Origin of the sequence: Massilia paldalensis (genome assembly GCF_044901715.1) — a bacterium.
GTDB lineage: Bacteria > Pseudomonadota > Gammaproteobacteria > Burkholderiales > Burkholderiaceae_D > Telluria > Telluria paldalensis.
The window spans coordinates 304,839-329,886 of the sequence record NZ_JBJCIU010000001.1 but is presented as its reverse complement, the minus strand read 5'-3'; the positions used below and the strand labels follow the sequence as shown (position 1 = coordinate 329,886).

At 67.1% G+C, this 25,048-nt stretch carries 20 protein-coding genes; 12 read left to right on the top strand and 8 right to left on the bottom strand.

The genetic code is table 11. The features are described from left to right. Positions 1 to 132 precede the first annotated feature (132 nt). Complete coding sequence (locus ACI1V7_RS01450) at positions 133 to 537, top strand: PRC-barrel domain-containing protein (RefSeq protein ID WP_404530014.1); 405 nt, start codon at positions 133 to 135, stop codon at positions 535 to 537. An 18-nt stretch (positions 538 to 555) separates the two neighbouring features. On the opposite strand, the gene ACI1V7_RS01445 is transcribed toward ACI1V7_RS01450, so the two are convergent. Both ACI1V7_RS01445 and ACI1V7_RS01440 read right to left on the bottom strand, forming a co-directional pair. Next, positions 556 to 1,881 (bottom strand): amidohydrolase, encoded by a 1,326-nt coding sequence (locus tag ACI1V7_RS01445; RefSeq protein WP_404530013.1) that lies wholly within the window; start codon positions 1,879 to 1,881, stop codon positions 556 to 558. Between the two features lie 402 nt (positions 1,882 to 2,283). Then, positions 2,284 to 5,460 (bottom strand): error-prone DNA polymerase, encoded by a 3,177-nt coding sequence (locus tag ACI1V7_RS01440; RefSeq protein ID WP_404530012.1) that lies wholly within the window; start codon positions 5,458 to 5,460, stop codon positions 2,284 to 2,286. Positions 5,461 to 5,554: 94 nt separating this feature from the next. On the opposite strand from ACI1V7_RS01440, the gene ACI1V7_RS01435 reads away from it, so the two are divergent. The 9 genes from ACI1V7_RS01435 (at position 5,555) to ACI1V7_RS01395 (ending at position 16,151) form a co-directional block, all read left to right on the top strand. After that, positions 5,555 to 6,346, top strand: a complete 792-nt coding sequence (locus tag ACI1V7_RS01435) for a PhzF family phenazine biosynthesis protein (RefSeq protein WP_404530011.1) — start codon at positions 5,555 to 5,557, stop codon at positions 6,344 to 6,346. Between the two features lie 14 nt (positions 6,347 to 6,360). Further along, the gene (locus ACI1V7_RS01430; RefSeq protein WP_404530010.1) at positions 6,361 to 6,615 is read left to right on the top strand and encodes an antitoxin Xre/MbcA/ParS toxin-binding domain-containing protein; all 255 of its coding nucleotides are present in this window, start codon (positions 6,361 to 6,363) and stop codon (positions 6,613 to 6,615) included. 186 nt (positions 6,616 to 6,801) lie between these two features. Beyond that, a complete protein-coding gene (gene fliD / locus ACI1V7_RS01425; RefSeq protein WP_404530009.1) occupies positions 6,802 to 8,133 on the top strand; it encodes a flagellar filament capping protein FliD in 1,332 nt (443 codons plus the stop codon). Positions 8,134 to 8,503: 370 nt separating this feature from the next. Next, a complete protein-coding gene (locus ACI1V7_RS01420; protein WP_404530008.1) occupies positions 8,504 to 9,103 on the top strand; it encodes a DJ-1/PfpI family protein in 600 nt (199 codons plus the stop codon). 135 nt (positions 9,104 to 9,238) lie between these two features. Further along, entirely contained in the window at positions 9,239 to 10,315 is a 1,077-nt protein-coding gene (locus tag ACI1V7_RS01415) for an AI-2E family transporter (protein ID WP_404530007.1), read from the top strand. 148 nt (positions 10,316 to 10,463) lie between these two features. Beyond that, the gene (locus ACI1V7_RS01410; protein ID WP_404530006.1) at positions 10,464 to 12,863 is read left to right on the top strand and encodes a TonB-dependent receptor plug domain-containing protein; all 2,400 of its coding nucleotides are present in this window, start codon (positions 10,464 to 10,466) and stop codon (positions 12,861 to 12,863) included. Between the two features lie 376 nt (positions 12,864 to 13,239). After that, positions 13,240 to 14,193 (top strand): glycosyltransferase family 2 protein, encoded by a 954-nt coding sequence (locus ACI1V7_RS01405; protein ID WP_404530005.1) that lies wholly within the window; start codon positions 13,240 to 13,242, stop codon positions 14,191 to 14,193. Then, a complete protein-coding gene (locus tag ACI1V7_RS01400; protein WP_404530004.1) occupies positions 14,186 to 14,614 on the top strand; it encodes a GtrA family protein in 429 nt (142 codons plus the stop codon). Before ACI1V7_RS01405 ends, ACI1V7_RS01400 begins: the two co-directional genes overlap by 8 nt. Beyond that, on the top strand, positions 14,586 to 16,151 hold the full coding sequence (locus ACI1V7_RS01395) for a glycosyltransferase family 39 protein (protein ID WP_404530003.1): 1,566 nt from the start codon (positions 14,586 to 14,588) through the stop codon (positions 16,149 to 16,151). Before ACI1V7_RS01400 ends, ACI1V7_RS01395 begins: the two co-directional genes overlap by 29 nt. 106 nt (positions 16,152 to 16,257) lie before the next feature. Here the strand turns inward: ACI1V7_RS01395 and ACI1V7_RS01390 are convergent, their stop codons facing one another. From ACI1V7_RS01390 to ACI1V7_RS01375, 4 genes are all read right to left on the bottom strand, one after another. Then, entirely contained in the window at positions 16,258 to 17,577 is a 1,320-nt protein-coding gene (locus ACI1V7_RS01390) for an ATP-binding protein (protein ID WP_404531519.1), read from the bottom strand. Positions 17,578 to 17,590: 13 nt separating this feature from the next. Continuing rightward, positions 17,591 to 18,253: a response regulator gene (locus ACI1V7_RS01385; RefSeq protein WP_404530002.1), complete on the bottom strand. Its 663-nt coding sequence runs from the start codon at positions 18,251 to 18,253 to the stop codon at positions 17,591 to 17,593. Positions 18,254 to 18,302: 49 nt separating this feature from the next. Then, on the bottom strand, positions 18,303 to 19,835 hold the full coding sequence (locus ACI1V7_RS01380) for a Do family serine endopeptidase (protein WP_404530001.1): 1,533 nt from the start codon (positions 19,833 to 19,835) through the stop codon (positions 18,303 to 18,305). A gap of 253 nt (positions 19,836 to 20,088) precedes the next feature. After that, positions 20,089 to 20,562 (bottom strand): Hsp20 family protein, encoded by a 474-nt coding sequence (locus ACI1V7_RS01375; protein ID WP_404530000.1) that lies wholly within the window; start codon positions 20,560 to 20,562, stop codon positions 20,089 to 20,091. Between the two features lie 237 nt (positions 20,563 to 20,799). On the opposite strand from ACI1V7_RS01375, the gene ACI1V7_RS01370 reads away from it, so the two are divergent. Continuing rightward, on the top strand, positions 20,800 to 22,719 hold the full coding sequence (locus ACI1V7_RS01370; protein ID WP_404529999.1) for a M61 family metallopeptidase: 1,920 nt from the start codon (positions 20,800 to 20,802) through the stop codon (positions 22,717 to 22,719). 123 nt (positions 22,720 to 22,842) lie between these two features. On the opposite strand, the gene ACI1V7_RS01365 is transcribed toward ACI1V7_RS01370, so the two are convergent. Next, complete coding sequence (locus ACI1V7_RS01365) at positions 22,843 to 23,511, bottom strand: CatA-like O-acetyltransferase (RefSeq protein WP_404529998.1); 669 nt, start codon at positions 23,509 to 23,511, stop codon at positions 22,843 to 22,845. A gap of 104 nt (positions 23,512 to 23,615) precedes the next feature. Between ACI1V7_RS01365 and ACI1V7_RS01360 the strand changes: the two genes are divergently transcribed. Continuing rightward, complete coding sequence (locus ACI1V7_RS01360) at positions 23,616 to 24,104, top strand: GNAT family N-acetyltransferase (RefSeq protein WP_404529997.1); 489 nt, start codon at positions 23,616 to 23,618, stop codon at positions 24,102 to 24,104. Here the strand turns inward: ACI1V7_RS01360 and ACI1V7_RS01355 are convergent. Beyond that, positions 24,092 to 24,850, bottom strand: coding sequence for an alpha/beta hydrolase family protein (locus ACI1V7_RS01355; RefSeq protein ID WP_404529996.1), 759 nt, complete (start codon positions 24,848 to 24,850; stop codon positions 24,092 to 24,094). The two genes, ACI1V7_RS01360 and ACI1V7_RS01355, sit on opposite strands and share 13 nt — an antisense overlap. Between the last annotated feature and the right edge of the window lie 198 nt (positions 24,851 to 25,048).

The following is a 25,048-nucleotide window of genomic DNA, read 5'->3' as shown; positions in this document are numbered from 1 at the left end:
CCCACGCGTTCACGCAACATTGGGTCCCTGCCTGCGCAGGGACGACGCGCCGGCTCCCCTGCTCTGTGTGCGCCCGAACCGAACTTTTCCTTGCTCGGGTTATCCTTCCCATCCCAACACAGGAGGCAGAAAATGTCCTACGAGGAACGCGACGACTATGGCATGTACAGGAACAAGCACGGCAAGGGACCGGGCCCGGAATTGATGGGCGCGAATACCCTGATCGGCGACCATGTCCACAACCTGCAGAACGAACACCTGGGCGTCATCAAGGAATTCATGGTCGACATGCACACCGGCAGCATCGCCTATGCCGTGATGTCGGCCAGCCGCTTCCTGGGCATCGGCGAAAAACTGTTCGCCGTGCCCTGGCAGGCGCTTACGCTCGACACGAAAAACAAGCGCTTCACGATGGACGTGTCCAAGGACCGCATCGATGCGGCGCCCGGCTTCGACACCGACCACTGGCCGAACATGGCCGACCAGGGCTGGATGGACGCCGTGCACGCCCACTACGGAACGACGCGCGCCGCGTGAGCGCGCGCCGCCGCCACATCAGCGCTTCGGCGCCATCAGGTCGAGCAGGATCGCCGTTTCGGCCTTGATCGTATTGGTCAGCGTCGGCTTCAGGTCCGGCGCCCACTGCGGCGAGTGCGTCCCCGGCAGCGGCTGGCCGGCCTTCTTCGCCGCGTCCAGGCGCGCGGCATCGACGGCGCCGACGTGGATCAGGAGAGCCTTCACGCCCGGCTGCTGGCCGTACATCGCGAAGTCTTCCGACGTCATCTTGGCCGGCATCTCCTTCACGAACTCGGGACCGACGGCCGCCGTCACGGCCTTGACGGCGCGCGCCATCAGCTCCGGATCGTTGTAGACCGAATCCGTCCCCGGCTTGACGTCGACCAGCGGCTCCTTCGGCGCGCCGGCGGCGATCGCTTCCCCCTTCGCTTCGCGCGCGATGCTGGCCAGCACGCGCTGGCGCACCTCCGGACGGAAGGTGCGCACCGTCAGCGCCAGCTTGACCTGGTCCGGCACGATGTTCGCCTGGGTACCGCCCTGGATGCTGCCGACGGTGATGACGACCGGATCGAGCGGATTGTTCTCGCGCGATACCAGGGTCTGCAGCGCCAGCACGAGGCGCGCGGCCATCACGACCGGATCGCGCGTCTCGTGCGGCACGGCGCCGTGGCCGCCCTGGCCGAACATGGTGATGGTGACGGTGTCCGCCGAGGCGCGGAACGGGCCGGCATGCCACATGATCGTGCCCGAGGCCATGCTGGCGTCGTCATGCATCGATAGCGCGTAGTCCGGCTTCGGGAAGCGCGTGAACAGGCCGTCCTTGAGCATGGCGGCGGCGCCGGTCAGCGGCTCCTCCGACGGCTGGCCCACGAGCATCAACGTGCCGCTCCAGGCCTTGCGGTTTTCCGCCATCAGTTTCGCCGTGCCGTACCAGGCCGACATGTGCAGGTCGTGGCCGCAGGCATGCGCCACCGGCACGGTATCGCCGGCCGCATTCTTCGTCGTCACCTTGCTGGCGAACGGCAGGCCGGTCTTTTCCAGCACCGGCAGCGCGTCCATCTCGGTGCGCAGCATCACGGTCGGGCCGGGACCGTTGCGCAGGAGCGCGACCACGCCAGTGCCGCCGACGCCGGTCGTCACCTCGAAGCCGAGCGCCCTGGCGCGTTCGGCCAGCTTGGCGGCCGTCTGCTTCTCGTTGAAACCCAGTTCCGGATTGGCATGCAGGTCTTGGTAGAAGGTTTCCAGTTTCGGGTAGTCGGCGTTCAGCTGGGCGGCAAACGGGGCCGGCAGCGAGGCGGCGTGGGCGGCGGCGCCGGCCATGGCGGTGGCAATGAGGGTGTGGCGGAGGATCTGGGAAGGCTTCATGGAACTCGCTTCTTTGAACGTACTTCGGAGGTGGGGAAGAGGACATCGCTTGCGGGCACGAATCGCTGGGTGCCTCGCTTTCAGCCTAACAGGGGCGTTCGAGTTTAACAATCCTTACAGCGCGCCACGGCATCGCCGTCGAGACCGGCATCCCGACGCTGGACGCGGCCATCGCGGCGGCGCGCACGGCGAAGGCGCTGCCGGCAAGCGGACGACGACCGGTGAGCGGACCGGAGATGGGTCGTCGACGGCGTGGTGCGCCCGGACGGGCCGCCGCCTGCGCCCGTTTGCTCCATCCCCAGCAGGGGCCATACGGCGAACGCTGGAGTGGTCCGTCCGACCGCACGATTCGGGGCCAGCTTCGGGCGCGCGATCGCCTAGCCGCACGGCAGTCCGGAACGCCTAGCAAAAATCCCTGCTGCGCGTATCCAGGCTGCCCAGCAGGTGCGACATGTCCACCAGGCGCTTGGCGACCAGGTGCCTGACCTCCCCTTCCCGCTGCCAGATCCCGTACACGCCCAGCAACGACGCGTTCAGCACCTCGCGCCGCTGCTGCTCGACCAGGCTGGCCCACACGATCACGTTGATGTTGCCCGTCTCGTCCTCGATGGTCAGGAACAGCACGCCCTTGGCCGTGCCGGGACGCTGGCGCACGGTGACGATGCCGCAGGCGCGGGCCAGCTGGCCGTTCTGGAAATCCATCAGCACCTCGGCCGGCAGGAAGCGCTTGGCCAATAGCTGCTTGCGCAGCAGCGCCAGCGGATGGCGGCCCAGCGTCAGGCCCTGGGCGCGGTAGTCGCCGACGATTTCCGCGCCTTCCGACGGCGCGGCCAACGCCGGCGTGTCTTCGATGGGCACCGTGGGGCGCAGCAGGTCGCGGTCGGGCACGGCGCCCACCGCTTCCCACAGCGCCTGGCGGCGGTGGCCGGCCAGGCCGACAAGCGCGTTGCCGCCGGCCAGTACCTGCAGGTCGTGGCGGTCGAGCGAGGCGCGCCGCGCCAGGTCGGCGACGCTGGCGAACGGCCGGATCGTGCGCGCCAGCTCGATGCGTTCTCCCGCTTCCTGCTTCAGGCCGCGCAGCATGTGCAGGCCCAGGCGCACCGGCGGCTGTGCGCGCGCCGTATCGTGCAGGTCCTCCAGTGCCGACTCCCAGCCGCTGACCGTCACGTCGACGGGACGCACCTCGATGCCGTGGCGGACCGCGTCCTGCACCAGTTGCGACGGACTGTAGAAACCCATCGGCTGGCTGTTGAGGAGCGCGCACAGGAAGGCGGCCGGTTCGTGGCACTTCATCCACGAGCTGGCGTAGGCCAGCAGCGCGAAGCTGGCCGCGTGCGATTCGGGGAAGCCGTATTCGCCGAAGCCCTGGATCTGGCTGAAGATCTGCTCGGCGAACGCCATGTCGTAACCCTTCTTCATCATGCCGCCGACGATGCGCTCGTAGTAGCGCTCGAGCCCGCCCTTGCGCTTCCAGGCCGCCATGGCGCGGCGCAGCTGGTCGGCCTCGCCCGGGGAGAAACCGGCGGCCAGGATCGCCACCTGCATCACCTGTTCCTGGAAGATCGGCACGCCCAGCGTGCGCTCCAGCGCGATCTTCATGTCCGGGCTCGGATAGACGACGGGTTCCTTCTGCTCGCGCCGCTTCAGGTAGGGATGCACCATGCCGCCCTGGATCGGTCCGGGACGCACGATCGCCACCTCGATCACCAGGTCGTAGAACTGGCGCGGCTTCATGCGCGGCAGCATGCTCATCTGCGCGCGCGATTCGATCTGGAAGACGCCGACCGTATCGGCCCTGCAGATCATGTCGTAGGTGGCCTTGTCGTCGTGCGGAATGTCCTGCATCTCGAACACGGTGCCGCGCCGCAGGCTCACCAGTTCCAGGCCGCGGCGCAGCATCGACAGCATGCCCAGCGCCAGCACGTCGACCTTCATCAGGCCCAGTTCCTCGAGGTCGTCCTTGTCCCACTGGATCACGCTGCGCTCGGCCATCGTCGCGTTCTCGATGGGAACGAGGCGCGAGAGCTGGCCGCGCGCCATCACGAAGCCGCCCGGATGCTGCGACAAATGGCGCGGGAAGCCGAGCAGGCGCTGGGCCAGCGACGCCCATTGCTGCGACAGCGGCGCTTCCGGATCGAGGCCGCTCTCGGCCAGGCGGTTCAGCAGGTCGGCCTTGCTGTCGAACCAGTGGTGCTGCTTGCAGACCTTGTCGACGATGGCCAGGTCCACGCCCAGCGCCCGGCCGCTGTCGCGCAGCGCGCTCTTGGGCCGGTAGCTGATGACCACCGCCGCCAATGCCGCGCGCGTGCGCCCGTACTTGCGGTAGATGTACTGGATGACCTCCTCGCGCCGCTGGTGCTCGAAGTCGACGTCGATGTCGGGCGGTTCATTCCTCTCTTTCGAGATAAACCGTTCAAACAATAAATTGGCACGTGCCGGATCGACTTCCGTGATGCCCAGGCAGTAGCACACCGCCGAGTTGGCGGCCGAGCCGCGGCCCTGGCACAGGATGTGCTGCGAGCGCGCGTAGCGCACGATGTCGTAGACGGTGAGGAAGTAGTGCTCGTAGCGCATCTCGGCGATCAGTGCCAGCTCGTGCTCGATCTGGGCCTGCACCTTCGCCGGGATGCCTTCGCGGAAGCGCCGGTGCGCGCCGGCCCAGGTCTCGCGGCGCAGGTAGCTGGCGGCCGTGTGGCCGGCCGGGACCACTTCGTCCGGATATTCGTAGCGCAGCTCGTCCAGCGAGAACGTGCACTTGCGCACGATGCGGATCGTTTCCAGCAGCGCCGCGCGCGGATAGATGTTGGCCAGGCGCACGCGCGAGCGCAGGTGCTGTTCGGCGTTCTGCGCCAGCTGGTAGCCGCATTCGGTGACGGGCTTGCCGATGCGTACGGCGCTGAGCGTGTCCTGCAAGGGCTTCCTGGAGCGCACGTGCATCACGACGTGGCCCACGGCGACGATCGGCAGGCCGTGCTGCCAGCCGACTTCCTCGACGGCCATGCGGTGCGGCTCGTCGAAGGCGCGGTGCAGCAGGTTCAGGCCGATCCAGGCCCGTCCGGGAAACGTCTGCGCGAGCCACGCCGCCTGCACGTGCAGGCGGTCGACGTCGGCCGGTTCGTGGCCGGGATACGCGGGCAGCAGGATCGCCAGGCAGTCCGGCATGCCGGCCAGGTGGGACAGGTGGTCCGGTGGCGCATCGAGGTCCGCGGGGCGCAGCAGGTAGCTGCCCTTCTCGCTGCGCGTGCGTCCCAGCGTGACCAGTTCGCACAGGTTGCCGTAGCCGTTGCGGTTCTGGGCCAGCAGGATCATCGACAAGGCGGGCGAGCCGTCCGGCTGCACGAGGTGGAAGTGCGCGCCGACGATGAACGGCAGGCCGGCGCGCTTGGCTTCCGCATGGGCGCGCACGACGCCGGCCAACGAGCACTCGTCGGTCAGCGCCAGCGCCGCATACCCCAGTTCCACCGCGCGTGCCACCAGCTCTTCCGCATGCGACGCCCCTTGCAGGAAGGAGAAGTTCGACAGGCAGAACAGCTCGGCATAGGCAGGCAATCCCTGCGCGGAAGGTGGATCGTTAGGCATCGATGGACGGTTTGCGGCAAGTTAAAATGAACCCGGTCAAAAATACTACTGTATAAAAACACAGTATAACTTACGGACCCGACAATTGAGAAACATGCACATCCATGCGTTGATTTGCTTCGGTGCGCGACCGGGCGAAGGCAACCCGGCGCTGGTCGTCGAAGGGGGCGATCCCTCGCCAGAAGTACGCCAGCGCCTGGCGCACGAGCGCGACACGACCTGCGTCTTCATCGACGAAGACGGGGATGGTGGCCCGGTGCGCGTCGATTACTGGTACCCGCACATGCGCAGTCCCTTGTGCCTGCATGCGACGCTGGCCGTGGCGGCCGTGCTGTTCCGCCGCACGCCCGATGCAAGCGCCATCACGGTCGAAACGGCCATGCAGGGCCAGCGCCTGGTGCTGTTGCGCGAGGGAGACGATTACTTCGTGCGCCTGGCCGCCCAGCCGGCGCCGCAGGTGGACGTCACGCCCGAGCAGGCGGCGGCGCTGCTGGGTGCCGCGCCCGCGGCGTCACTGCTTGCCGCGCCGCCGCGCGTGGCCTCGGTCGGCAGTCCCAAGCTGCTGGCCGAGGTGCGCGATGCCGCCACGTTGTACGCATTGCAGCCCGACCTGGCCTGGATCGCGGCCTGGAGCAAGCAGCACGGCATCAACGGCATCTATGCCTGGTGCCGCTGCAAGGATGACGTCTACGAGGGCCGCAACTTCAACCACCTGGACCCGGCGCTGGAAGATGCCGCGACGGGCGTGGGGGCAGGCGCCCTGGCGGCCGCACTGGGCCGCAGCCTGGTGCTGTACCAGGGCCGGGCCGTCGGCCGTGACTGCCTGATCCGCACCCGCATCGACGGTCCGGCGCTGCTGGTCGGCGGCGCCGCGGCATTCATGTGAGTTACACTGCGCGGATGGAACAAGACAAACCCCTCTCCACCGACGCCTTCGCCGCGCTGCAGGCGCGCTTCCAGGACCAGTCGCGCAAGGCGCAGGCCTATTACACCGTCATGCACGCCGTGCGCCCCATCGCCGGCAGCGACGATGCGGCCGACGCCTGGATGAACGCGCCGCTGGCCGCCTTCGACGGCGCCACGCCCGCGCAACTGGTCGCGCAAGGGCGCCAAGACGCCGTGCTGGCGCATGTCGCAACCCTGCCATCCCCTTAAAGACAACTCGAAAACCTACTGCGCGTTGCACTGGCGGTCTCCGATGCTCGCTGTACTCGCGTACAGCTGGGCTTCTCGACCACCATTGCTGCCGCTCGCGACGGTTTTCGAGATGCCTTGAATTAAACGGACATTCGGGTGCTATTCATTACATAAATTGACAAGATCGAGGCGCATAATGGCAATATGACGACCTCCATCTCATCCTCGACCCTGGGCCTCGGCGGCACGAACGGCCTGTCCGACCTGTACACCTCGGCGACCAAGTCGCTGCTGGCGCAGAATCCCGGCATCAAGCACATCGATGCGCAACTGACGCGCGACGGCGCGCGCCTGTCCGGCCTCGGCAAGCTGGCGCTGGCGCTGGACGACTTCCGCACCAGCGCCGGCAAGCTGTCGTCCGACAAGCTCGACATGGCGGCCACGTCCAGCGGCAAGGCCGTCGGCGCCCAGCTGACGTCCAAGGATGCGGCCGCCGGCAGCCATGCGGTGGAGGTCAAGCAGCTCGCCCAGGGCCAGCAGCTGGCCACCAAGGCGCTGCCCGACAAGGGCGCGGCGCTCGGCACCGGTTCCGCCACCGTGATCAAGGTCCAGACGGGCACGGGCAGCAATGCCACGACGACGACGGTCCGCATCGACGGCAGCAACAACACGCTCGACGGCATCGCCCAGGCCATGCGCGACGCCGGCCTCGATGCCAAGGTGGTCCAGGACGGCAAGGGCTATTCGCTGAGCCTGACCGGCAAGACCGGCGCGGCGAATGACATGCGCATCAGCGTGGCGGGCGACCCCGTCATGACGGGCTTGCTGTCCTACGGCCCGGACGTGAACAGCGCGATGACGCAGAAGGTCGCGGCCCAGGACGCGCAGTTCACCGTCGACGGCAAGGCGTTCACGTCCAGCACCAACAAGTCGGACACGGCGATCGCCGGCGTCTCGCTGGGCTTCACGGCGACGGGCAAGAGCGAGGTCGCCGTCAAGCGCGAACCGTCCGCCATCGCCGCCAACATCAAGGATTTCGTCGGCGCGCTCAATACGATGAACACCAAGGTCGCCGGCCTGAAGACGGGCGATGCGGACGGCGACGCCGCCATCATCCAGGTCCAGAACCAGCTGGGCGGGATCCTCGACGCGGCCGACCCGAAGGCGCTGGCCGACATGGGCATCACGCGCAAGGGCAACGGCCTGGTGCTGGACGAGGCCAAGCTGAACGCGGCCATCGCCGCCGACCCGGACAAGGTCACGCAGCTGTTCGGCAAGTCCGGCACGGGCCTGGCCGACCAGTTCGCGACCCGCATCACGCAGCAGATGAGCAAGGGCGGTACCCTCGCCAGCCAGGCTGCCACGGTGCAGGCCGAGGTCGACAAGCTCAACACCCAAAAGCAGCAGGTCGCCGACACCATCAACCGCCAGGCCAGCCTGCTGGTGCAGCAGTACGCGTCGGCCGGTACCGGCGGCAGCTCGCTGTTCGGCGCGGGGTTGACGAAGCCGATGTCGCTGTTCGACTTCATGGCATGATCGGACGGCAGCGCCAATAACCGTCGTCCCTGCGCATAACCGTCGTCCCTGCGCAGGCAGGGACCCAATTTTGTTCGCACATCGGCTGCGCATGCGAAACTGGGTCCCTGCCTGCGCAGGGACGACGTGCTTATTGCGCCACCATTTCGCGCTCATCCGCCGGAACTAAATCCCTCCCTGACGACTCTGCTGCATGTCCACGGGAGATACCATGACGGATTCAGACAGACTCGCCGGCAAACGTATCGCCGTGCTCGCCGCCGACGGCTTCGAGCAGGCCGAACTGGAAGCCGGCCTCGCGGCGCTCAGGCACGCCGGCGCCTAGGCCACCCTCCTCGCCCTGCGCCGCGGCCGCATCCGCGGCATGCAGGTGCACCAGTCCGCGGAACTCCTCAAGGTCGACGCGGCCGTCGACACGGCGCGCGCCGCCGACTACGACGGCCTGCTGCTCCCGGGCGGCTACATCGGTCCAGACCTGCTGCGCCAGTCGGCGCCGGCGCGCGACTTCGTGTGCGACTTCCACGCCCTCGGCAAGCCGATCGCCGCGATGTCCCATGCGCCGCTGGTGCTGGTGTCCTGCGGCCTGGCGCGCGGCCGCACGCTGACGGCCTGGCCCGGCATCCGCGACGACCTCGTCAATGCCGGCGCCGCCTGGCTGGACCGGGACGCGGTGCGCGACGGCCTGCTGCTCACCAGCCGCGGCCCGCAGGACGCCGACGCCTTCATCCGCGAGATGCTCGCGCTGTTCGCGGGGGATGCGCCGTCGGCGGCCGCGGCGCCGTCCGGTTCCGATCCGCCGCGCCGGGCGCCGCTGGAGGCGCCCGAGCAGCCGCTGCGCTGGCTGTCCGCCCCCTCGATCGGCACCATGCTGAGCCTGGCCCTGCTGGGCGTGGGCGTGGTGGCGGCGAACCACAGCCGGCGCAAGAAAGAGGACGCGCCGCCCGCGGCGTCCGCCGCCGACGACGGCTAGCGCCCGGCCCATGCCTCGCCCGGAGCAGGAGGCGGCGCGCACGCGCCATCTCCCAGCGTGCGCCAGCGTCCGGATCGTCTATCATGGGTCAGCGTATTATCTGATTCACATGATTGTCCGGATCCCACCCTCCCCATGACCGAATACACGCTCCAGCAAAAAGTCTTCCTGCTCCTCCTCGCCATCATCACCATCGCTTTCGGCTGGATCCTCCTGCCCTATTCCGGCGCCGTGTTCTGGGGCGTCGTGCTGGCCATCCTGTTCGCGCCGATGTACCGCAAATTCGTCGTGCTCACGAAGAACGAGAAAACGGGGGTGGAACGCAAGAACGGTTCCGCGCTGCTCACGCTGCTCGTGATCGTGGTGCTGGTGCTGATCCCCGTGGCCCTGATCAGCGTCTCGCTGGTCCAGCAGGCCGTTGCCGTGTACGCGAAGGTCAGTGCCGGCCACATCGACTTCGGCGCCTACTTCCGCCAGGTCATCGGCGTGCTGCCGGACTGGATGATCGGCCTGCTGGAACGCTTCCAGCTGACCAGCCTCGCGACCATCCAGCAGAAGCTGTCCGCCGTCGCGGCCCAGGCCAGCCAGGTCGTCGGCAAGTACGCGCTGAACTTCGGCAGCATGACGCTCGACTTCCTCGTCAGCCTGACCATCATGCTGTACCTGCTGTTCTTCCTGCTGCGCGACGGCGACAACCTGGCGCGCCGCGTGCGCCAGGCCGTGCCGCTGGGCCGCATGTACAAGCAGCGCCTGTTCGACAACTTCACCACCGTGATCCGCGCCACCGTCAAGGGCAACGTGCTGGTGGCCGCCGCGCAGGGCGCGCTGGGCGGCATCGCGTTCTGGTTCCTCGACGTCCAGGGCCCGCTGCTGTGGGGCGTGGTGATGGCCTTCCTGTCGCTGCTGCCGGCCGTCGGCGCCGCCATCGTGTGGGGCCCCGTCGCCATCTACTTCATGGTCTCCGGCTCGCTGTGGGAAGGCATCGGCCTGATCGTCTACGGCGGCGTCGTCATCGGCCTGGTCGACAACGTGCTGCGCCCCCTGCTCGTCGGCAAGGACACCAAGATGCCCGACTACATCGTGCTGCTGTCCACGCTGGGCGGCATGGCGCTGTTCGGCCTGGACGGCTTCGTCATCGGTCCCGTGGTCGCGGCGCTGTTCATCGCCGCCTGGGACCTGTTCGCCTCGGCGCCAGAATTTCACACGGACTGAGCATCCATGCACCACGGATGAGCTGGGTTTGCTCATCCGTGGTGCGATTCTCGCGCGCATAACCAAACCTGTTGTACTTATGAGACGAAGTAATTGGTGCTCTGGGACTAATTGATTAGGATTCATTTTTTCCCAGGGGAGCACTTACTTGAAACTGACACCGATTCGCCAGGCGATCCTGCTTGGCCTGACCGGCGCCGCGGCGTTCGCTCTCGCGCCAAGCGCCACCGCCCAGACCCAGGCCGTCACGCCGGCCAGCGCCGCCCAGGATGGCGGCATGCAGAGCGTGAACATCGTCGGCTCGCGCCGCGTGGGCAACAACTCGGCCACCGACACCGTCGTCCCGGTCGACTACATCCCGATGACCAAGGTCACCGAACAAGGCGGCCAGTTCGACCTGGCGCAGACGCTGACCAATATCTCGCCGTCGTTCAACTCGACCCGCCAGAGCGGCGCCGACGGCGCCGACCTGGTCGACTCCGCCGCCCTGCGCGGCCTCGGCTCGGACCAGACGCTGGTGCTGATCAACGGCAAGCGCCGCCACACGACGGCGCTGGTGAACCTGTTCGGCGCGCGCAACCGCGGCAACACGGGCACCGACATGAATGCGATCCCGCTGATGGCGATCAGCAACGTGCAGGTGCTGCGCGACGGCGCGGCGGCGCAGTACGGTTCCGATGCGATCGCCGGCGTGATGGACATCCAGCTCAAGAAGACGCTCGGCTGCGAATCCGTGCTCGGCGCCGGCCAGTACACGGAAGGCGACGGCACCAACTGGCTCGCCTCGGCGTATTGCGGCGTGGCCGTCGGCGGCGGCGTGCTGGGCATCACCGGCGAATACCTGGACCGCGGCCGCTCGAACCGTGCCGAGGAAGGCAACCCGCGCATCATCGGCGACTCCAAGGTCAAGAACAAGACGGTCTACCTGAACGGCGAATTCCCCCTCGGCCCGGGCAAGCTGTACCTGACCGCCGGCGCCCAGGACCGCGATGCCTCCTCGGCCGCCTTCGCCCGCGGCGGCGTCGGCTCCGACGACATCCCGTCGCGCAACTCGGAGGCGATGTACCCGAACGGCTTCGTGCCCTTCATCGACGCCGACGTCGACGACCGCTACGGCACCATCGGCTACCGCACCCGCCTGGGCGAATGGGCCAGCGACTTCTCGCAGACCTACGGCTACAACCGCATGCGCTACACGACGGCGCATACGCTGAATGCCTCGATCGCCAACCTGGACCTGATCAACGGCGGCCGCGGCATCAGCCCCTCGCAGTTCAATGCCGGCGGCTTCGCCTTCCGCCAGCTGACCACCAACGCCGACTTCAGCCGCTTCTACGACGGCGTGCTGGGCGGCCTGAACGCGGCCTTCGGCTTCGAGTACCGCGCCGAGAACTACAAGATCTTCGCCGGCGAACCGGGCTCCTACATCGACGCCGACGGCGTCGGCTTCGGCGGCAATGCCGGCAGCCAGGGCTTCCCGGGCTTCCAGCCGGGCGACGCCACCGACCGCAACCGCCACAGCAGCGCCGCCTACCTCGACTTCGAGGCCGACGTGGCGCCGCGCACCAAGCTGCAGGCCGCCGTGCGCTACGAGCATTATTCCGACTTCGGCTCGACCACCACCGGCAAGCTGGCCGGCTCGTACAAGCCGACCGATGACATCCTGCTGCGCGCCTCGGCCAGCACGGGCTTCCGCGCGCCGTCGCTGCAGCAGGTGTTCTTCTCCTCGACCTTCACCGACTTCGTCAGCGGCGTGCCGCTGGACGTGGTGCTGGCGCCGAACGGCGGCACCGTCGCCAACGCGGCCGGCATTCCGAAGCTGAAGGAAGAAAAGTCGAAGAGCTTCACGCTGGGCGCGACCTGGACCCCGACGTCGTCGGTCTCCGTCACGGCCGACCTGTACCAGATCGCGATCGACGACCGCATCGTGCTGTCGGGCCGCTTCGATGCCGACAACTACCCGGCGCTGGGCGCGATCCTGCAGAACCTGGGCGTGGGCCAGGCCCAGTTCTTCGTCAACTCGGTCGACACCCGCACCCGCGGCCTGGACCTGACGGCATCGCACCGCATGCAGCTGGGCGCCGGCAAGCTGAACACCTTCCTCGCCGCCAACTTCAGCAAGACCGAAGTGACGGGCGTGCATGCGCCGTCCGCGCTGGCCGGCTACGAAGACGTGCTGCTGTCCGAGCGCGAGCGCCTGTTCATCGAGGAAGGCGGCCCGCGCCGCAAGGTCACGCTGGACTTCGACTACATCCTGGGCCAGCTGGAAACGGACTTCCGCATCGTGAACTACGGTCCGCAGACCCTGGGCACGTTCTCGGGCCCGCCGGTGCCGAACCAGCACTACAAGTCGAAGACCTCGGCCGACCTGGCCTTTACCTGGGCCTTCAGCGACAAGACCAAGCTGACGGTGGGCGGCACGAATATCTTCAACGTGCATCCGACCGAACAGGATCCGAACGAAACCGATAACGGCTTCAAGTACGAAAGCGTGCAGTTCGGCCTGAATGGCGCGGCGTATTTTGCGCGCTTGTCGCACAAATTCTAAACCAGCCGCTGTATTCAAACACGTCGTCCCCGCGCAGGCGGGGATCCAATTTCTCGAGCGCTGTCGCTGCGCTCGCAAAATTGGGTCCCTGCCTTCGCAGGGACGACGTTTTTATTGCTGGGTTATCCTCGAAAACTTTATTGTTGAGCTGAACATTCCATATCTTGCAGGCATCGTCACCCTATTGCACTGCAACGTGAAATCACGATATTGCAGGATGTGCTATTTTTGGATTCGCTGATGCATAAAGGCCAAGGCCGATGTGGAGGAATCCGAAATGAGCTTGTCCAAAGAAACGCTGCTTGCCGAACCGCCTGTAGAGCGTTCCTTTTCTATCGGGGAAATGACGGAACACGCCATGCAGGCGAAGCGGGTCATGGATACCATGCCATTGCTGTCGCTGGTCGTCCCCTTCTATAACGAGGAAGAAATGATCGCGCATTTCTTTGCGCGGGTCATTCCCGAACTCGAAGCCATTCCGAATATCCGTTTCGAGATCCTGTGCGTCAACGACGGCAGCCGCGACCGCACGCTGGAATGCCTGGTCTCGTTTTCCCAGGGCGATGCGCGCGTGCGCGTGATCGACCTGACCCGTAATTTCGGCAAGGAAGCGGCGCTCACGGCCGCCATTTTCGAGGCGCGCGGCGACCTGATCGTGCCGTTCGACGCCGATTTGCAGGATCCGCCGGAAGTGATCGGCAAACTCGTCGACAAGTGGCGCGAAGGATATGAAGTGGTGCTGGCCAAGCGTGCCGACCGCGAATCCGATTCCGCCCTCAAGAAATGGACGGCCCTGCTGTTCTACCGCATCCACAACGAAGTGTCGGACGTGCCGATTCCGGAAAACGTGGGCGACTTCCGCCTGTTCACCCGCAGCGTCTGCGATGCATTGAAGACGCTGCCGGAATCCTGCCGCTTCATGAAAGGCCTGTTCGCCTGGGTCGGTTATAAAACGGCCGTGGTCGAATACAAGCGCGAAGCGCGCGCGGCCGGCACCACCAAATTCTCCGGCTGGAAGCTGTGGAATTTCGCACTCGAGGGCATTACCAGTTTCAGCACGCTGCCGCTGCGCATCTGGACCTACCTGGGCGTCTCCGTCGCCATTTTCGCCATGACCCGTGCGATCTGGCTCGTCGTGCGCACCATGATCTACGGCGTCGACGTACCCGGCTATGCGTCGCTGGCCACCGCGATCCTGCTGCTGGGCGGCATCCAGCTGATCGGCATCGGCGTGCTGGGCGAATACGTCGGCCGCATCTATCTCGAATCGAAGGGCCGCCCCGTGTACCTGGTGCGCAAGCGCTACGAAAGGACGGCGGCGCATGCGTGACGGCGCGGCGCTCAAGCGCTTCCTGCTCAGTCGTTTCCTGCTATACGCCGTCGTCGGCGCGGCGGGCACGGCCGCCCACTATGCCTTCCTGCTGACGGCCGTGTCGATGGGCGCGATGGCGCCGGTACCGGCCTCGGTGCTGGGTGCCGTCGTCGGCGCCGTCGTGAACTTCGTGCTGAACGCGGCCGTGACGTTCCGGAGTCAGGGCAGCCACTTCGACTGGGGCACGGCCGCGCGCTTCTTCGCCACCGCGGGCCTGGCCGCCCTCGCCAACGGCGCCCTGATGGCCGTGCTGGTCGACGGCCTGCGCCTGGACTACCGCCTGGCCCAGCTGATGGTGACGGCCATCCTGATGTGCGCGACCTATGTGATCAACTCCATGTGGACTTTCCGTGTCAGCAAAGCTCGCCAATCCCACTGATGCAACGGCCGCCGGCCTCGGCGCCCACCGCAGCGTCGACCGTCCCGCCCCCTTGACCGCCGCGCGCTTCTGGACGCTGTGCGCGCTCGTGACCCTGTTCGCGCTGGCGCTGCGCCTGCCCACGCTGGCCAGCCGCTCGCTGTGGCTGGACGAGACCTACAGCGCCTGGTTTGCCGCCGTGCCCCTGCACGAACTCTGGACCAGCGTGCCGCTGTACGAGACCCATCCGCCGTTCTACTACACGCTGCTCAAGGGCTGGACCGCGCTGTTCGGCACGGGCGAGGTGGCGATGCGCAGCATGTCCGTCCTCGCCAGCGTGCTGACGGTGTTCCTGCTGCCCGCCTGCGCGCGCCTGGCGCGGCTGGGTGCGCGCGCCGAACGCGTGGCCCTGCTCGCGGCCCTGTTCCTGGCCACGAACGCCTACAGCATCAATTTCGCCCAGCAGGCGCGTCCCTACGGCATCCAGGCGCTGAGCGGCTCGCTGGCCGTGTTCTTCTCGGCGATGCTCGTCCTCGAGTTCGTCCGGCCCTCGGGCCGCCTGCGCACCTGGACGATCGGCCTGGCACTGTCCACGGGCGTGACGATGTGGCTGCACAACACGGGCGTGTTCGCCGCCCTCGGCATCTGGACGGGCATGGTCGTCGCCCTGCTGCTGTGCACGTCCGGGCCGCGCCGCACGCAGGTGCTGGCCGTGGGCCTGGCCGGCATCGGCGCGCTGCTCGTGTGGTCGCCGTTCGTGCCGATGCTGATGAAGCAGAGCGCGGCCATGGCCAAGCTGAGCTACTGGATCCAGTTCAAGCCGTCCAACACGATCGCCGCGTGGAGCGTGATCAGCGGCGCGCCGATCATGCATTATCCCGTCGCGCTGCTCGTGCTGGCCGGCTTTGCCTGGCTGTGGAAGCACGCGCGCGCCCACTTCTGGCACCTGGGCTGCGTGCTGGCGCTGCCGATCCTGGCCCTGGCCGCCTACAGCTTCCTGCTCAAGCCCGTGTTCCTGTCGCGCCTGTTCGAGTGGCTGGCCCCGCTGGGCATGGTATTGCTGGCGCTCGGCATCCACGCCTTGCGCCCGCGCTGGCGCCTGCCGGCCATCGCCGTCATCCTCGCGCTGTCCGCCTATTCGGTCGTCAACTTCTACCGTTCGCAGACGGAGAACTGGCGCGAGACGCTGGCCCAGCTGCGGCAGGAGAGCCGTCCCGGCGACCTGGTGCTCGCCTTCCCGAACGAGATCCAGATGCCCGTGGCCTACTACATGAAGCCGGGCACGGGGCCGGCCGTGACCTACCTGCCCGGCCCCTTCCCCGCGCTGGGACTGGAACGCACCTACACGGGCAACTCGGGCGCGCCGAACATCGCGCCGGAAGACGCCGCCCGCGTGCGTGCGCTCGCAGAAGGCCACCGGCGCGTCTGGCTGGTCGAGCGCCTGGCGAACCTGTACGACCCGGACGATATCGTCATGAAGGAACTGGGCAGCCGCTACCGGCTCGTCAAGAAGATCGACGGCATCGGCGCGGTGATCCGGCTGTACGAATTGCCGTAAGCGCCGTGACGGTGTGCATGCAATGGTGGGCATGTGATGCCCACCCTACGTTCAATGTCGACGGTAATGCCGGACATGGGTAGGGTGGACATCACATGCCCACCATTCACACCGGGAACGTGACTGTCACTTCGAGGCCGCCCAAACGCGCGGATTCGCCGAGCGCCAAGGCCGCCCCGTGCTGCTGCGCGATCGACTTGATGATGGCCAGGCCCAGTCCGCTGCCGGCCGCGTCGCTGCCCGGCACGCGGTAGAAGCGGTCGAACACGCGCTCGCGTTCTTCGGGCGGAATGCCAGGCCCGCTGTCCTCCACCGTCAGGCGCACGGCGCCCTTGTCGGCCACGACGGACACGTCGACCGTGCCGCCGTTGGGCGTGTACTTGATGGCGTTGTCGACCAGGTTCCTCGCCAGGATCATCAAGGCGTCCGGCTGGCCCTGGATGTCGGCACTGTCGGCGCGCTGCAGGCCCAGGTCGATGCTGCGCGCCTGCGCCAGGCCCGCCAGGTCGGCCACGGCGCGCTTGGCCACGCCGGCCAGGTCGACGGCCTGGTGCGGCGTCGCGCTCGCCTCCTGGCGCGCCAGCACCAGCAGCTGCTCGACCAGGCGCGTGGCGCGCTCGATGCCGGCGCCCAGGCGGCCGATGGCGACGCGGCGCGCCTCCGGATTGTCGTTGGCGCGCTCCAGGCTCTGCACCTGCAGCTTCAGGGCGGCGAGCGGCGTGCGCAGCTCGTGGGCGGCGTCGCCGACGAAGTGCTGCTGGGCGTCGAACGCCGTGCGCACGCGGCCGAACAGCAGGTTCAATTCGTGCACCAGCGGGCGCACCTCGTCCGGCAGGCCGGCCTCGGAAACGGGCGACAGATCATCGGCCTGGCGCGATGCGACCTGCTTGCGCACGCGCGCCACCGGTTCCAGCGAACCGCTGACGACCCACCACACGACCAGCATCAGGATCGGCATCATGACGGCGATCGGCCCCAGCGTGCGCAGGGCCAGGTTGCTGGCCATGCTGCGCCGCACAGCCAGGTCCTGGGCCACCTGCACGGTCTGGCTATTGGCCTGGATCGAGAAGATGCGGTAGGTCGTGCCGTTGGCCCGCACATTGGAAAATCCCAGCACGGCGCGTTGCGGCAGGCGCGCGTGCGAGACGCTCTTGAACACCTGCACGCCGTCCGGCGACCACACCTGCACGACGAGGTCGTCGTTGCCGGCGACGGGCGTCTCGACGTTGGCGGTTTCCTCGGTGCTGGTGAGCGGGATGCGCGAGCGCAGCGACAGCGCCATCTGCTGCATGTGGTAGTCGAAGATCTGGTCGGCATCCTGCAGCGCGGTGCGGTAGGCGATGAAGGCCTGGGCGACGGCGGCGATGGTGATCGCCGCCAGCAGGAACCACAGCAGGCGCCCGCGCAGCGAGTGCGTCACTTTCATCCTCATACCCGCTTCATGCTTTCGGAACCATATAGCCCACGCCGCGCACGTTCTGGATGAGGTCGCTGCCGAGCTTCTTGCGCAGGCCGTGGATATAGACTTCCACGGCATTGCTGCTGACCTCGTCGCGCCAGCTGTACAGCTTTTCCTCGAGCTGGGCGCGCGACAGCACGGCGCCCGGACGCGCCACCAGCGCTTCCAGCACGGCCCATTCGCGCGCCGACAGCACGATCGGCTGGCCGTCGACCAGCACCTCGCGCGTGGCGGGATTGACGGAGATGTTCTTGTATTCGAAGATGGGTTCGGCCCTGCCCGCGGCACGGCGCAGCAGCGCGCGGATGCGCGCCAGCAGCTCGTCGAGGTCGTAGGGTTTCAGGACGTAGTCGTCGGCACCGGCATCGAGGCCGGCGATGCGCTGGGCGACGGCGTCGCGCGCCGTGGCGACCAGCACCGGGGTGCGGTCCTTGCGCGAGCGCATCGAGCGCAGGACTTCGAGGCCGTCCTTGCGCGGCAGGCCCAGGTCGAGCACCACCAGGTCGTAGTTCTGGTTCTGCATCAGGGCCGTGTCGGCCATCTCGCCGTCCTTGACCCAGTCGACGGCGTAGTGCTCGGCCCTGAGCAGGTCGAGCACTACTTCGCCGATCATCGTATCGTCTTCCACCAGCAGCAGCCGCATCAAATCCCCCGATTCTCAGAAACCATGCGGATGAAAGACATACGCTGCCTTAACCGATCCGCACGGGAATGAAGATTTTGTCATCCCCGCGCTGGATCAGCAAGGCCACGGACTTGGTGGACTTGCTCACCACGTCGCGTACCTGCGCCACCGAGTTCACCGCCCTGCCGTTCACGGACAGCAGCACGTCGCCCGGCTGCACGCCGGCGGCTTCGGCCGCGCCGCCCGCATCCTCGATCACGAGGCCGGCCGTGATGCCGGACTGGCGGCGTTCGAGCGGTTCCAGCGGACGCAGGGCCAGGCCCAGCTTGGCGCCGCCGGTGGTGCTGGCCAGGTTGTCGCCGTCCGCCACGTCGGGCTTGTCGTTGGCATTGGCCAGCGTGGCGTTCAGCTGCACGATCTTGCCTTCGCGCCAGACTTCGAGCGCGACCTTCTCGCCCGGCTTGGCGATCGAGACGATGCCCGTCAGGTCGCCGCCGGCCACGATCGGCTGGCCGTTGAGCTTGCGGATGATGTCGCCCGACTTCAGGCCGGCCTTGTCGGCCGCGCTGCCGCGCTCGACGGTCGCGACCAGCGCGCCGTCCGGCGAATCGAGCTTGAACGAATCCGCGAAGCTCTGGTTGACGTCCTGCACGGACACGCCCAGCTTGGCGTGCTGCACCTTGCCGGTGGCGACGATCTGGTCCTTGATGCGCACCGCGACGTCGATCGGGATCGCGAACGACAGGCCCTGGTAGCCGCCCGTCTGGCTGTAGATCTGCGAGTTGATGCCGACCACCTCGCCGCGCGTGTTGAACAGCGGACCGCCCGAGTTGCCGGGGTTGACGGCCACGTCGGTCTGGATGAACGGCACCGAGTCGTTCGGCAGCGTGCGTCCCTTGGCGCTGACCACGCCGGCCGTCACGGTCGATTCCAGGCCGTAGGGCGAGCCGATCGCCAGCACCCATTCGCCCACCTGCAGGTTGCGCGTGTTACCCAGCGGGACCACGGGCAGGTTCTTGGCATCGATCTTCAGCACGGCGACGTCGGTCTTCGTATCCGAGCCCAGGACTTTCGCGCGGTATTCGCGGCGGTCCTTCAGCTTGACCGTGACTTCCGATGCATCGCGCACCACGTGCGCGTTGGTGAGGATGACGCCGTCCGGGCTCACGATGAAGCCCGATCCGGCGCCGTAGACGACTTCCCCGCGACCGCCGCCGCGCGGTTGCTGCGGCTGCTGGAAGCGGCGGAAGAATTCGAAGAACGGATCGTCCTCGTCGAACTGCGGCATCTGGCGCTGCGACACCTTGGTGGTGCCGACCACGCGGATGTTCACGACGGCCGCGCCGTTGTGCGAGACGATCTGGGTAAAGTCGGGCAGCGCCGCGGCGGGCGAGTTGCCCGCGACCGGTGCCGGCGCGGCCGGTACCGGCGCGGGAGCGGCGGCGGTGGCGGCGGGCGCGCGGGCGGCTGCCTCGGCGGCGGCGACTGCGTTATTGTGATTGACTGCGACCGCGCCGACCGCTCCGCCAATGACGCCGGCCGCGCACAGCGCCAGCGTGAGACGTTTTGCGGTGATGGCAGTGGCACCTTGGTTTTGCATGGACGACTCCTGGATTGGAAAAAGTGGTTCGATGAAGCTGTTTTGGTAGGAAGTAGTGTGGCCCAGCAGTCTTAGATCATCCTTAAGTTTTTTCGGCCCGAAATTAGGCCAGGCTTAAGGTAGCGTGGGTCATCGATGCCGGGCGCACCAATGACGTGCCCGCTATGCGTTTCCGCTGCCGCAAATAAAAAAGGCGCCGCAGCGCCTCTTGTGTTGGTGGGCACGTGGTGCCCACCCTACGATTACCTACCGATTACGCGGCTTGCTGCTGGCCCGGTTGCTCCAGCACTTGCACGTTGTCGGTATTGCCGTTGGCGTCCGCGATCGCAATCTTGCGCGGCTTGAACGCTTCGGGCACTTCACGCACCAGTTCGATGGTCAGCATGCCGTTGTCGAAGCCGGCGCTGACGACCTTCACGTGGTTGGCCAGCTGGAAGCGCTGTTCGAAATCACGCGAGGCGATACCGCGGTGCAGGAAGGTACGTTGCTGCTCGTCCTTGTTCTTGCGGCCCGTGACGTGCAGGGTGTCGCGCTCGGCAACGATATCGATCTCGTTGCGGGTGAAGCCGGCGAGTGCCATCACGATGCGGTATTTGTCTTCCGAGACCAGCTCGATGTTGTACGGCGGGTAGCTCGGGGCCGATTCGGCGCGCTGCTCGAGCATGTTGACCAGGCGGTCGAAGCCGATGGCGGAACGGTACAGGGGGGTCAGATCGAAAGTACGCATGGTAAGTATCCTTTAAAAATTCAAGCGATAAGTTTCCGGACCTCATCGTGAGCATCCGTTGAGTCCAATCTAATGTCCCGCCAGGGCGTTTTCAAGACATACGAAATATGGTTTTTATGCCCCGTGAATGAATTTTATTTGCATCGCTGCACCTTGGAAATTCCTTTGATTTTCGTCCAATAACCCCGTGCTACACTGGCCCGTTTCACCGTTTCCCTCGTCCCCACAGGTATCGCCATGACCGACCGTACTCCACAGCGCCTCAAGACGCTGGCCACGCGTTCCGCCTCCACCGTTGCCCTCGCCATCGCACTGGCCTTCCCGGCCCATGCCGACGTCCCGGCCCCCGTCGACCAGCCCTACCCCGGCACCATCGTGCTGAACGTCGATGCGACCAACCTGTCGCAGCAGATCTTCCGCATGCACATGACGATTCCCGTCAAGCCGGGCCCGCTGACGCTGCTGTATCCGCAATGGCTGCCGGCCAACCACGGTCCGAACGGCCCGATCACCCAGCTGGCCGGCCTGAAGTTCACGGCCAACGGCAAGCCGGTCGAGTGGACGCGCGACCCGGTGCAGGTGTTCGCCTTCCACGTCACCGTGCCGGAAGGCGCGACCACGCTGGAAGCGGAGTACCAGTACCTGTCGCCGCTGGACACGAGCCAGGGCCGCATCACGATGACCGACGACATCCTCGGCGTGCAATGGCCGTCGGTGACGCTGTACCCGGCCGGCTACGTGGCGCGCCGCATCACCGTGCAGCCGAACCTGAAGCTGCCCGCCGGCTGGAAGTACGCCAGCGCGCTCGAGACCCAGGACCGCCAGGGCGACGACGTGCACTTCAAGCCGCACGACCTGGAAACGCTGATCGATTCGCCCCTGTTCGCGGGACGCTATGCAAAAACGTTCGACCTCGACCCGGGCGGCAAGGTGCCGGTGCGCCTGAACGTCTTCGCCGACACCCCGGAAAGCCTGGACGCCAAGCCGGAGCAGATCGCCGCCCACCGCGCGCTGGTCCAGCAAGCGTATAAACTGTTTGGCTCGTACCACTACAACCACTACGATTTCCTGTTCGCGCTGTCGGACGAATTCGGCGGCATCGGCCGCGAGCACCACCAGTCGAGCGAGAACGGCGTCAAGCCGGGCTACTTCACCGACTGGGCCAAGAGCGAAGCGGGCCGCGACCTGCTGCCGCACGAGTACACCCACTCGTGGGACGGCAAGTTCCGCCGCCCGGCCGGCCAGAACGTCCCCAACTTCAACACGCCGCTGCAGAACGAGCTGCTGTGGGTCTACGAAGGCCAGACCCAGTACTGGGGCAATGTGCTGGCCGCCCGTTCGGGCCTGGTCTCGGCCGCCGGCGCGCGCGATGCGCTGGCCGCCACCGCCGCGCGCTACGACAACGTCGCCGGCCGCGCCTGGCGCGCCGTGCAGGACACGGTCAACGACCCGATCCTGAACGCGCGCCGCCCGCTCGGCTGGGCCAACTGGCAGTGCAGCGAGGACTATTATTCGGAAGGCCAGCTGATCTGGCTGGACGTCGACACCCGCATCCGCGAACTGTCCGGCGACAAGCGCTCGCTGAACGACTTCGCGCGCGCCTTCTACGGCATCAAGGACGGCAGCTTCCTGCCCGAGTTCTACACCTTCGAGGACGTGGTCGCGGCCCTGAACAAGGTCCAGCCCTACGACTGGGCAACGTTCCTGCGTTCCAAGCTGGACGGCCACGGTCCGGGCGCCCCGCTCGACGGCCTGGCGCGCGCCGGCTGGAAGCTGGTCTACACCGACACCCCGACGGACCTGATCAAGGGCGCCGACGACCGCAACAAGGTGACGGACCTGAGCTACTCGCTGGGCTTCACCGTGACGGCCGACGGCGGCATCCGCAGCGTGATCTGGGACGGCGTCGGTTTCCGCGCCGGCCTGGCCGCCAACTCGACCATCGTCGCCGTCAACAACCGCGGCTACAAGGCGGACCTGCTGAAGAAGGCGATCAGGGAAGCCAAGGACGGCAAGCCGATCGAGCTGCTGGTCAAGAAGGGCAACGTGCTGCGCACCGTGTCGCTCGACTACCGCGGCGGCCTGCGCTATCCGCGCCTGGAACGCATCCCGGGCACCAAGGATCGCCTGGACGGCATCTACTCGGCGTTGAAGTAAGCCTGTCGCCGACTGGCGGCACCGAACGTCGCCCCTGCGCAGGCAGGGGCCCGATGTCCTCTGCCGCACGCGACATCAGGCCCCTGCCTGCGCAGGGGCGACGGTCTTTCTGTCGGAAGAAACTCAGTCGGATGGCCCCTGGCCCGGCTGCCCCTGCATGATGGCCTCCAGCTCCGCCGCGATCTGCTGCGCCAGCAGGTGGATGTGGTAGCCGTCGACGAAGCCGTGGTGCGCCTGCACCGAGAACGGCAATTGCAGCTGGCCGTTCGCCGCATCGCGGAACCGTCCCCATGCCAGCGACGGGATGTCGGGCACGGCCAGTGTCGTCGTCGGATGCTGGATCGACGTGAAGTCCAGCCACGGGATGCAGGTGACGAATACCTGCTCCTTCGCTTCGCGCGGCAGCATGGTGCGGTATTTCAGGTTCAGCTCCGTCATGGCCGACGCCTTGGCGCCGGCCGCGCGGCCGCGCGCGACGAATTCGCGCACGTCGTCGCTCCAGTCGAACTGGGCGAAATTCAGGTCGCCGTGCTGGTTCATGACGGTGAAGGACGGCACCAGGCGTTCGATCTCGATCACCTCCCCGTCCAGGATGCGGTAGCGGAAATTCTCGATCTTCAGTACGGCGCGCAGCACGGCGCACAGCATCACGTGGAAGACCGCCAGCCCCTGCTCCTTGCACCAGGGCCGGAAGTCCGGCAGCGCCATCGTGAAGCAGATATTGACCGCCGGGCTGTCCATGCGGTCGAACAGGTCGAAGCGGTCGCGCCGCCGTTCAAAGTGCTGCATCATGCTCCTCCTTCAATGGGGCGGCATTGTCGCATATTGCCGCTTGTTGTCGGCGCTTGGCCGGCATGAGAGGATGGTTTCCTGTCCATGGAAGGAGAAATTCGTCGATGCTGATCCGTCCCACCGAAGCCGCCGACTGGCAAGCCCTGAAAGCCATCCGCCTGGCCGCCCTGCGCGACGCCCCCACCGCATTCGGCGTGCGCCACCAGCAGGCGGCGGCCAACGACGACGCGCATTGGCAGGATCGCGCGGCCGGCCGGGCGTCGTCGCGCTTCTGGCTGGCCATCGAGGGAGATGAAGCGGTGGGACTGGCGGGCGGCGTGGTCGATGCCCTGGGCCGCTACAACCTGATCGCCATGTGGGTGGCGCCGGGCCATCGCGGATCGGATGCGGCGCGGCGCCTGGTCGACGCGGTCAAGGCGCATGCGGTCGCGGGCGGCCACGCGCGCGTGGTGCTGGACGTGGCGCCGGACAACGTGCGCGCCGTCCGGTTCTACGAGCGTCAGGGCTTTGCGTTCCTGGATGAATGGGAGCCGCTGGAAAGCCACCCGCATATCCAGGTGCAGCGCATGGCGTGGCAGGCCTATGCCAGGTAGCGCGCGCTCCAGGCCGCGATGATGCCGGCCACGTAGGCGCCATCCTCGCGGCCCGTGATCAGGTGGTCGATGCCGTCCAGCGAAATGAAGCTCTTCGGGTGCTGCGCCAGTTCGAAGATGCGGCTCGCATTGTCCATGCTGACCGTATCGTCCTGGGGCGCGTGCATCACGAGCAGCGCGCGTCCGAGGTTGGCGATGTGCTCGTGGATCTTGTGCTGGGCCGCATCCTCGACGAAGTGGCGGCGGATGTTGAAGTTGCGGCCGGCCAGGCGCACGCGCGCCTCGCCCAGCTTGGTGATCGTGTCGAGGTGCTCGGACAGCAGGTTGTCGACGACGTAGTGCGGATCGCTGGGCGCGGCGATCGTGACGACGGCCTGCGCTTCGGGCACGCGGTGGGCGGCGGCCAGCACGGCGGCGCCGCCCAGGCTGTGGCCGATCAGGAGTTTCGGCGCGGCGAACTTCGCGCGCAGGAAGTCGGCCGCCGTGACCAGGTCCTGGACGTTGGACGAGAAATTGGTATCGGCGAAATCGCCCGCGCTGGCGCCCAGCCCGGCGAAGTCGAAGCGCAGCACGGCCACGCCGTGGGCGGCCAGGCCTTGGGCGACGCGGGTCGCGGCCAGCACGTCCTTGCTGCAGGTGAAGCAGTGGGCGAAGATGCCGTAGGCGCGCGGGGTGCCGTCCGGCGCGTCCAGCTTGGCGGAGATTTTCCCGTGCGGGCCGGGGAAGTCGATGCGTTCGGTGAGCATGGGTCCTCTGGTACGATTGCTTGGCGATGATGCCGCTATGCTAACGCGTTTGGCGGACTTTGGCCGCCGGCCGTCCGAAAGGGTCATGCAGAGCCGGAGGAAAGGAATGTCGATGACGATGTTGCAGCATGCCGCAGCCCCTGCCCCATTGCCCCCGCCCTGCTGTGGGACTGGCTCGCCGGCCGTTCGCTGGCGCGC

Excerpts from the sequence above, each read along its gene's own strand:
- ACI1V7_RS01430 (WP_404530010.1), top strand. The coding sequence starts at position 6,361 with ATGGAACAAGACAAACCCCTCTCCACCGACGCCTTCGCCGCGCTGCAG.
- ACI1V7_RS01445 (WP_404530013.1), bottom strand. The coding sequence starts at position 1,881 with ATGAAGCCTTCCCAGATCCTCCGCCACACCCTCATTGCCACCGCCATG.
- ACI1V7_RS01400 (WP_404530004.1), top strand. The coding sequence starts at position 14,186 with ATGCGTGACGGCGCGGCGCTCAAGCGCTTCCTGCTCAGTCGTTTCCTG.
- fliD (WP_404530009.1), top strand. The coding sequence starts at position 6,802 with ATGACGACCTCCATCTCATCCTCGACCCTGGGCCTCGGCGGCACGAAC.
- ACI1V7_RS01450 (WP_404530014.1), top strand. The coding sequence starts at position 133 with ATGTCCTACGAGGAACGCGACGACTATGGCATGTACAGGAACAAGCAC.
- ACI1V7_RS01440 (WP_404530012.1), bottom strand. The coding sequence starts at position 5,460 with ATGCCTAACGATCCACCTTCCGCGCAGGGATTGCCTGCCTATGCCGAG.
- ACI1V7_RS01370 (WP_404529999.1), top strand. The coding sequence starts at position 20,800 with ATGACCGACCGTACTCCACAGCGCCTCAAGACGCTGGCCACGCGTTCC.
- ACI1V7_RS01365 (WP_404529998.1), bottom strand. The coding sequence starts at position 23,511 with ATGATGCAGCACTTTGAACGGCGGCGCGACCGCTTCGACCTGTTCGAC.
- ACI1V7_RS01405 (WP_404530005.1), top strand. The coding sequence starts at position 13,240 with ATGGATACCATGCCATTGCTGTCGCTGGTCGTCCCCTTCTATAACGAG.
- ACI1V7_RS01390 (WP_404531519.1), bottom strand. The coding sequence starts at position 17,577 with ATGAAAGTGACGCACTCGCTGCGCGGGCGCCTGCTGTGGTTCCTGCTG.
- ACI1V7_RS01385 (WP_404530002.1), bottom strand. The coding sequence starts at position 18,253 with ATGCGGCTGCTGCTGGTGGAAGACGATACGATGATCGGCGAAGTAGTG.
- ACI1V7_RS01375 (WP_404530000.1), bottom strand. The coding sequence starts at position 20,562 with ATGCGTACTTTCGATCTGACCCCCCTGTACCGTTCCGCCATCGGCTTC.
- ACI1V7_RS01360 (WP_404529997.1), top strand. The coding sequence starts at position 23,616 with ATGCTGATCCGTCCCACCGAAGCCGCCGACTGGCAAGCCCTGAAAGCC.
- ACI1V7_RS01355 (WP_404529996.1), bottom strand. The coding sequence starts at position 24,850 with ATGCTCACCGAACGCATCGACTTCCCCGGCCCGCACGGGAAAATCTCC.
- ACI1V7_RS01435 (WP_404530011.1), top strand. The coding sequence starts at position 5,555 with ATGCACATCCATGCGTTGATTTGCTTCGGTGCGCGACCGGGCGAAGGC.
- ACI1V7_RS01380 (WP_404530001.1), bottom strand. The coding sequence starts at position 19,835 with ATGCAAAACCAAGGTGCCACTGCCATCACCGCAAAACGTCTCACGCTG.
- ACI1V7_RS01415 (WP_404530007.1), top strand. The coding sequence starts at position 9,239 with ATGACCGAATACACGCTCCAGCAAAAAGTCTTCCTGCTCCTCCTCGCC.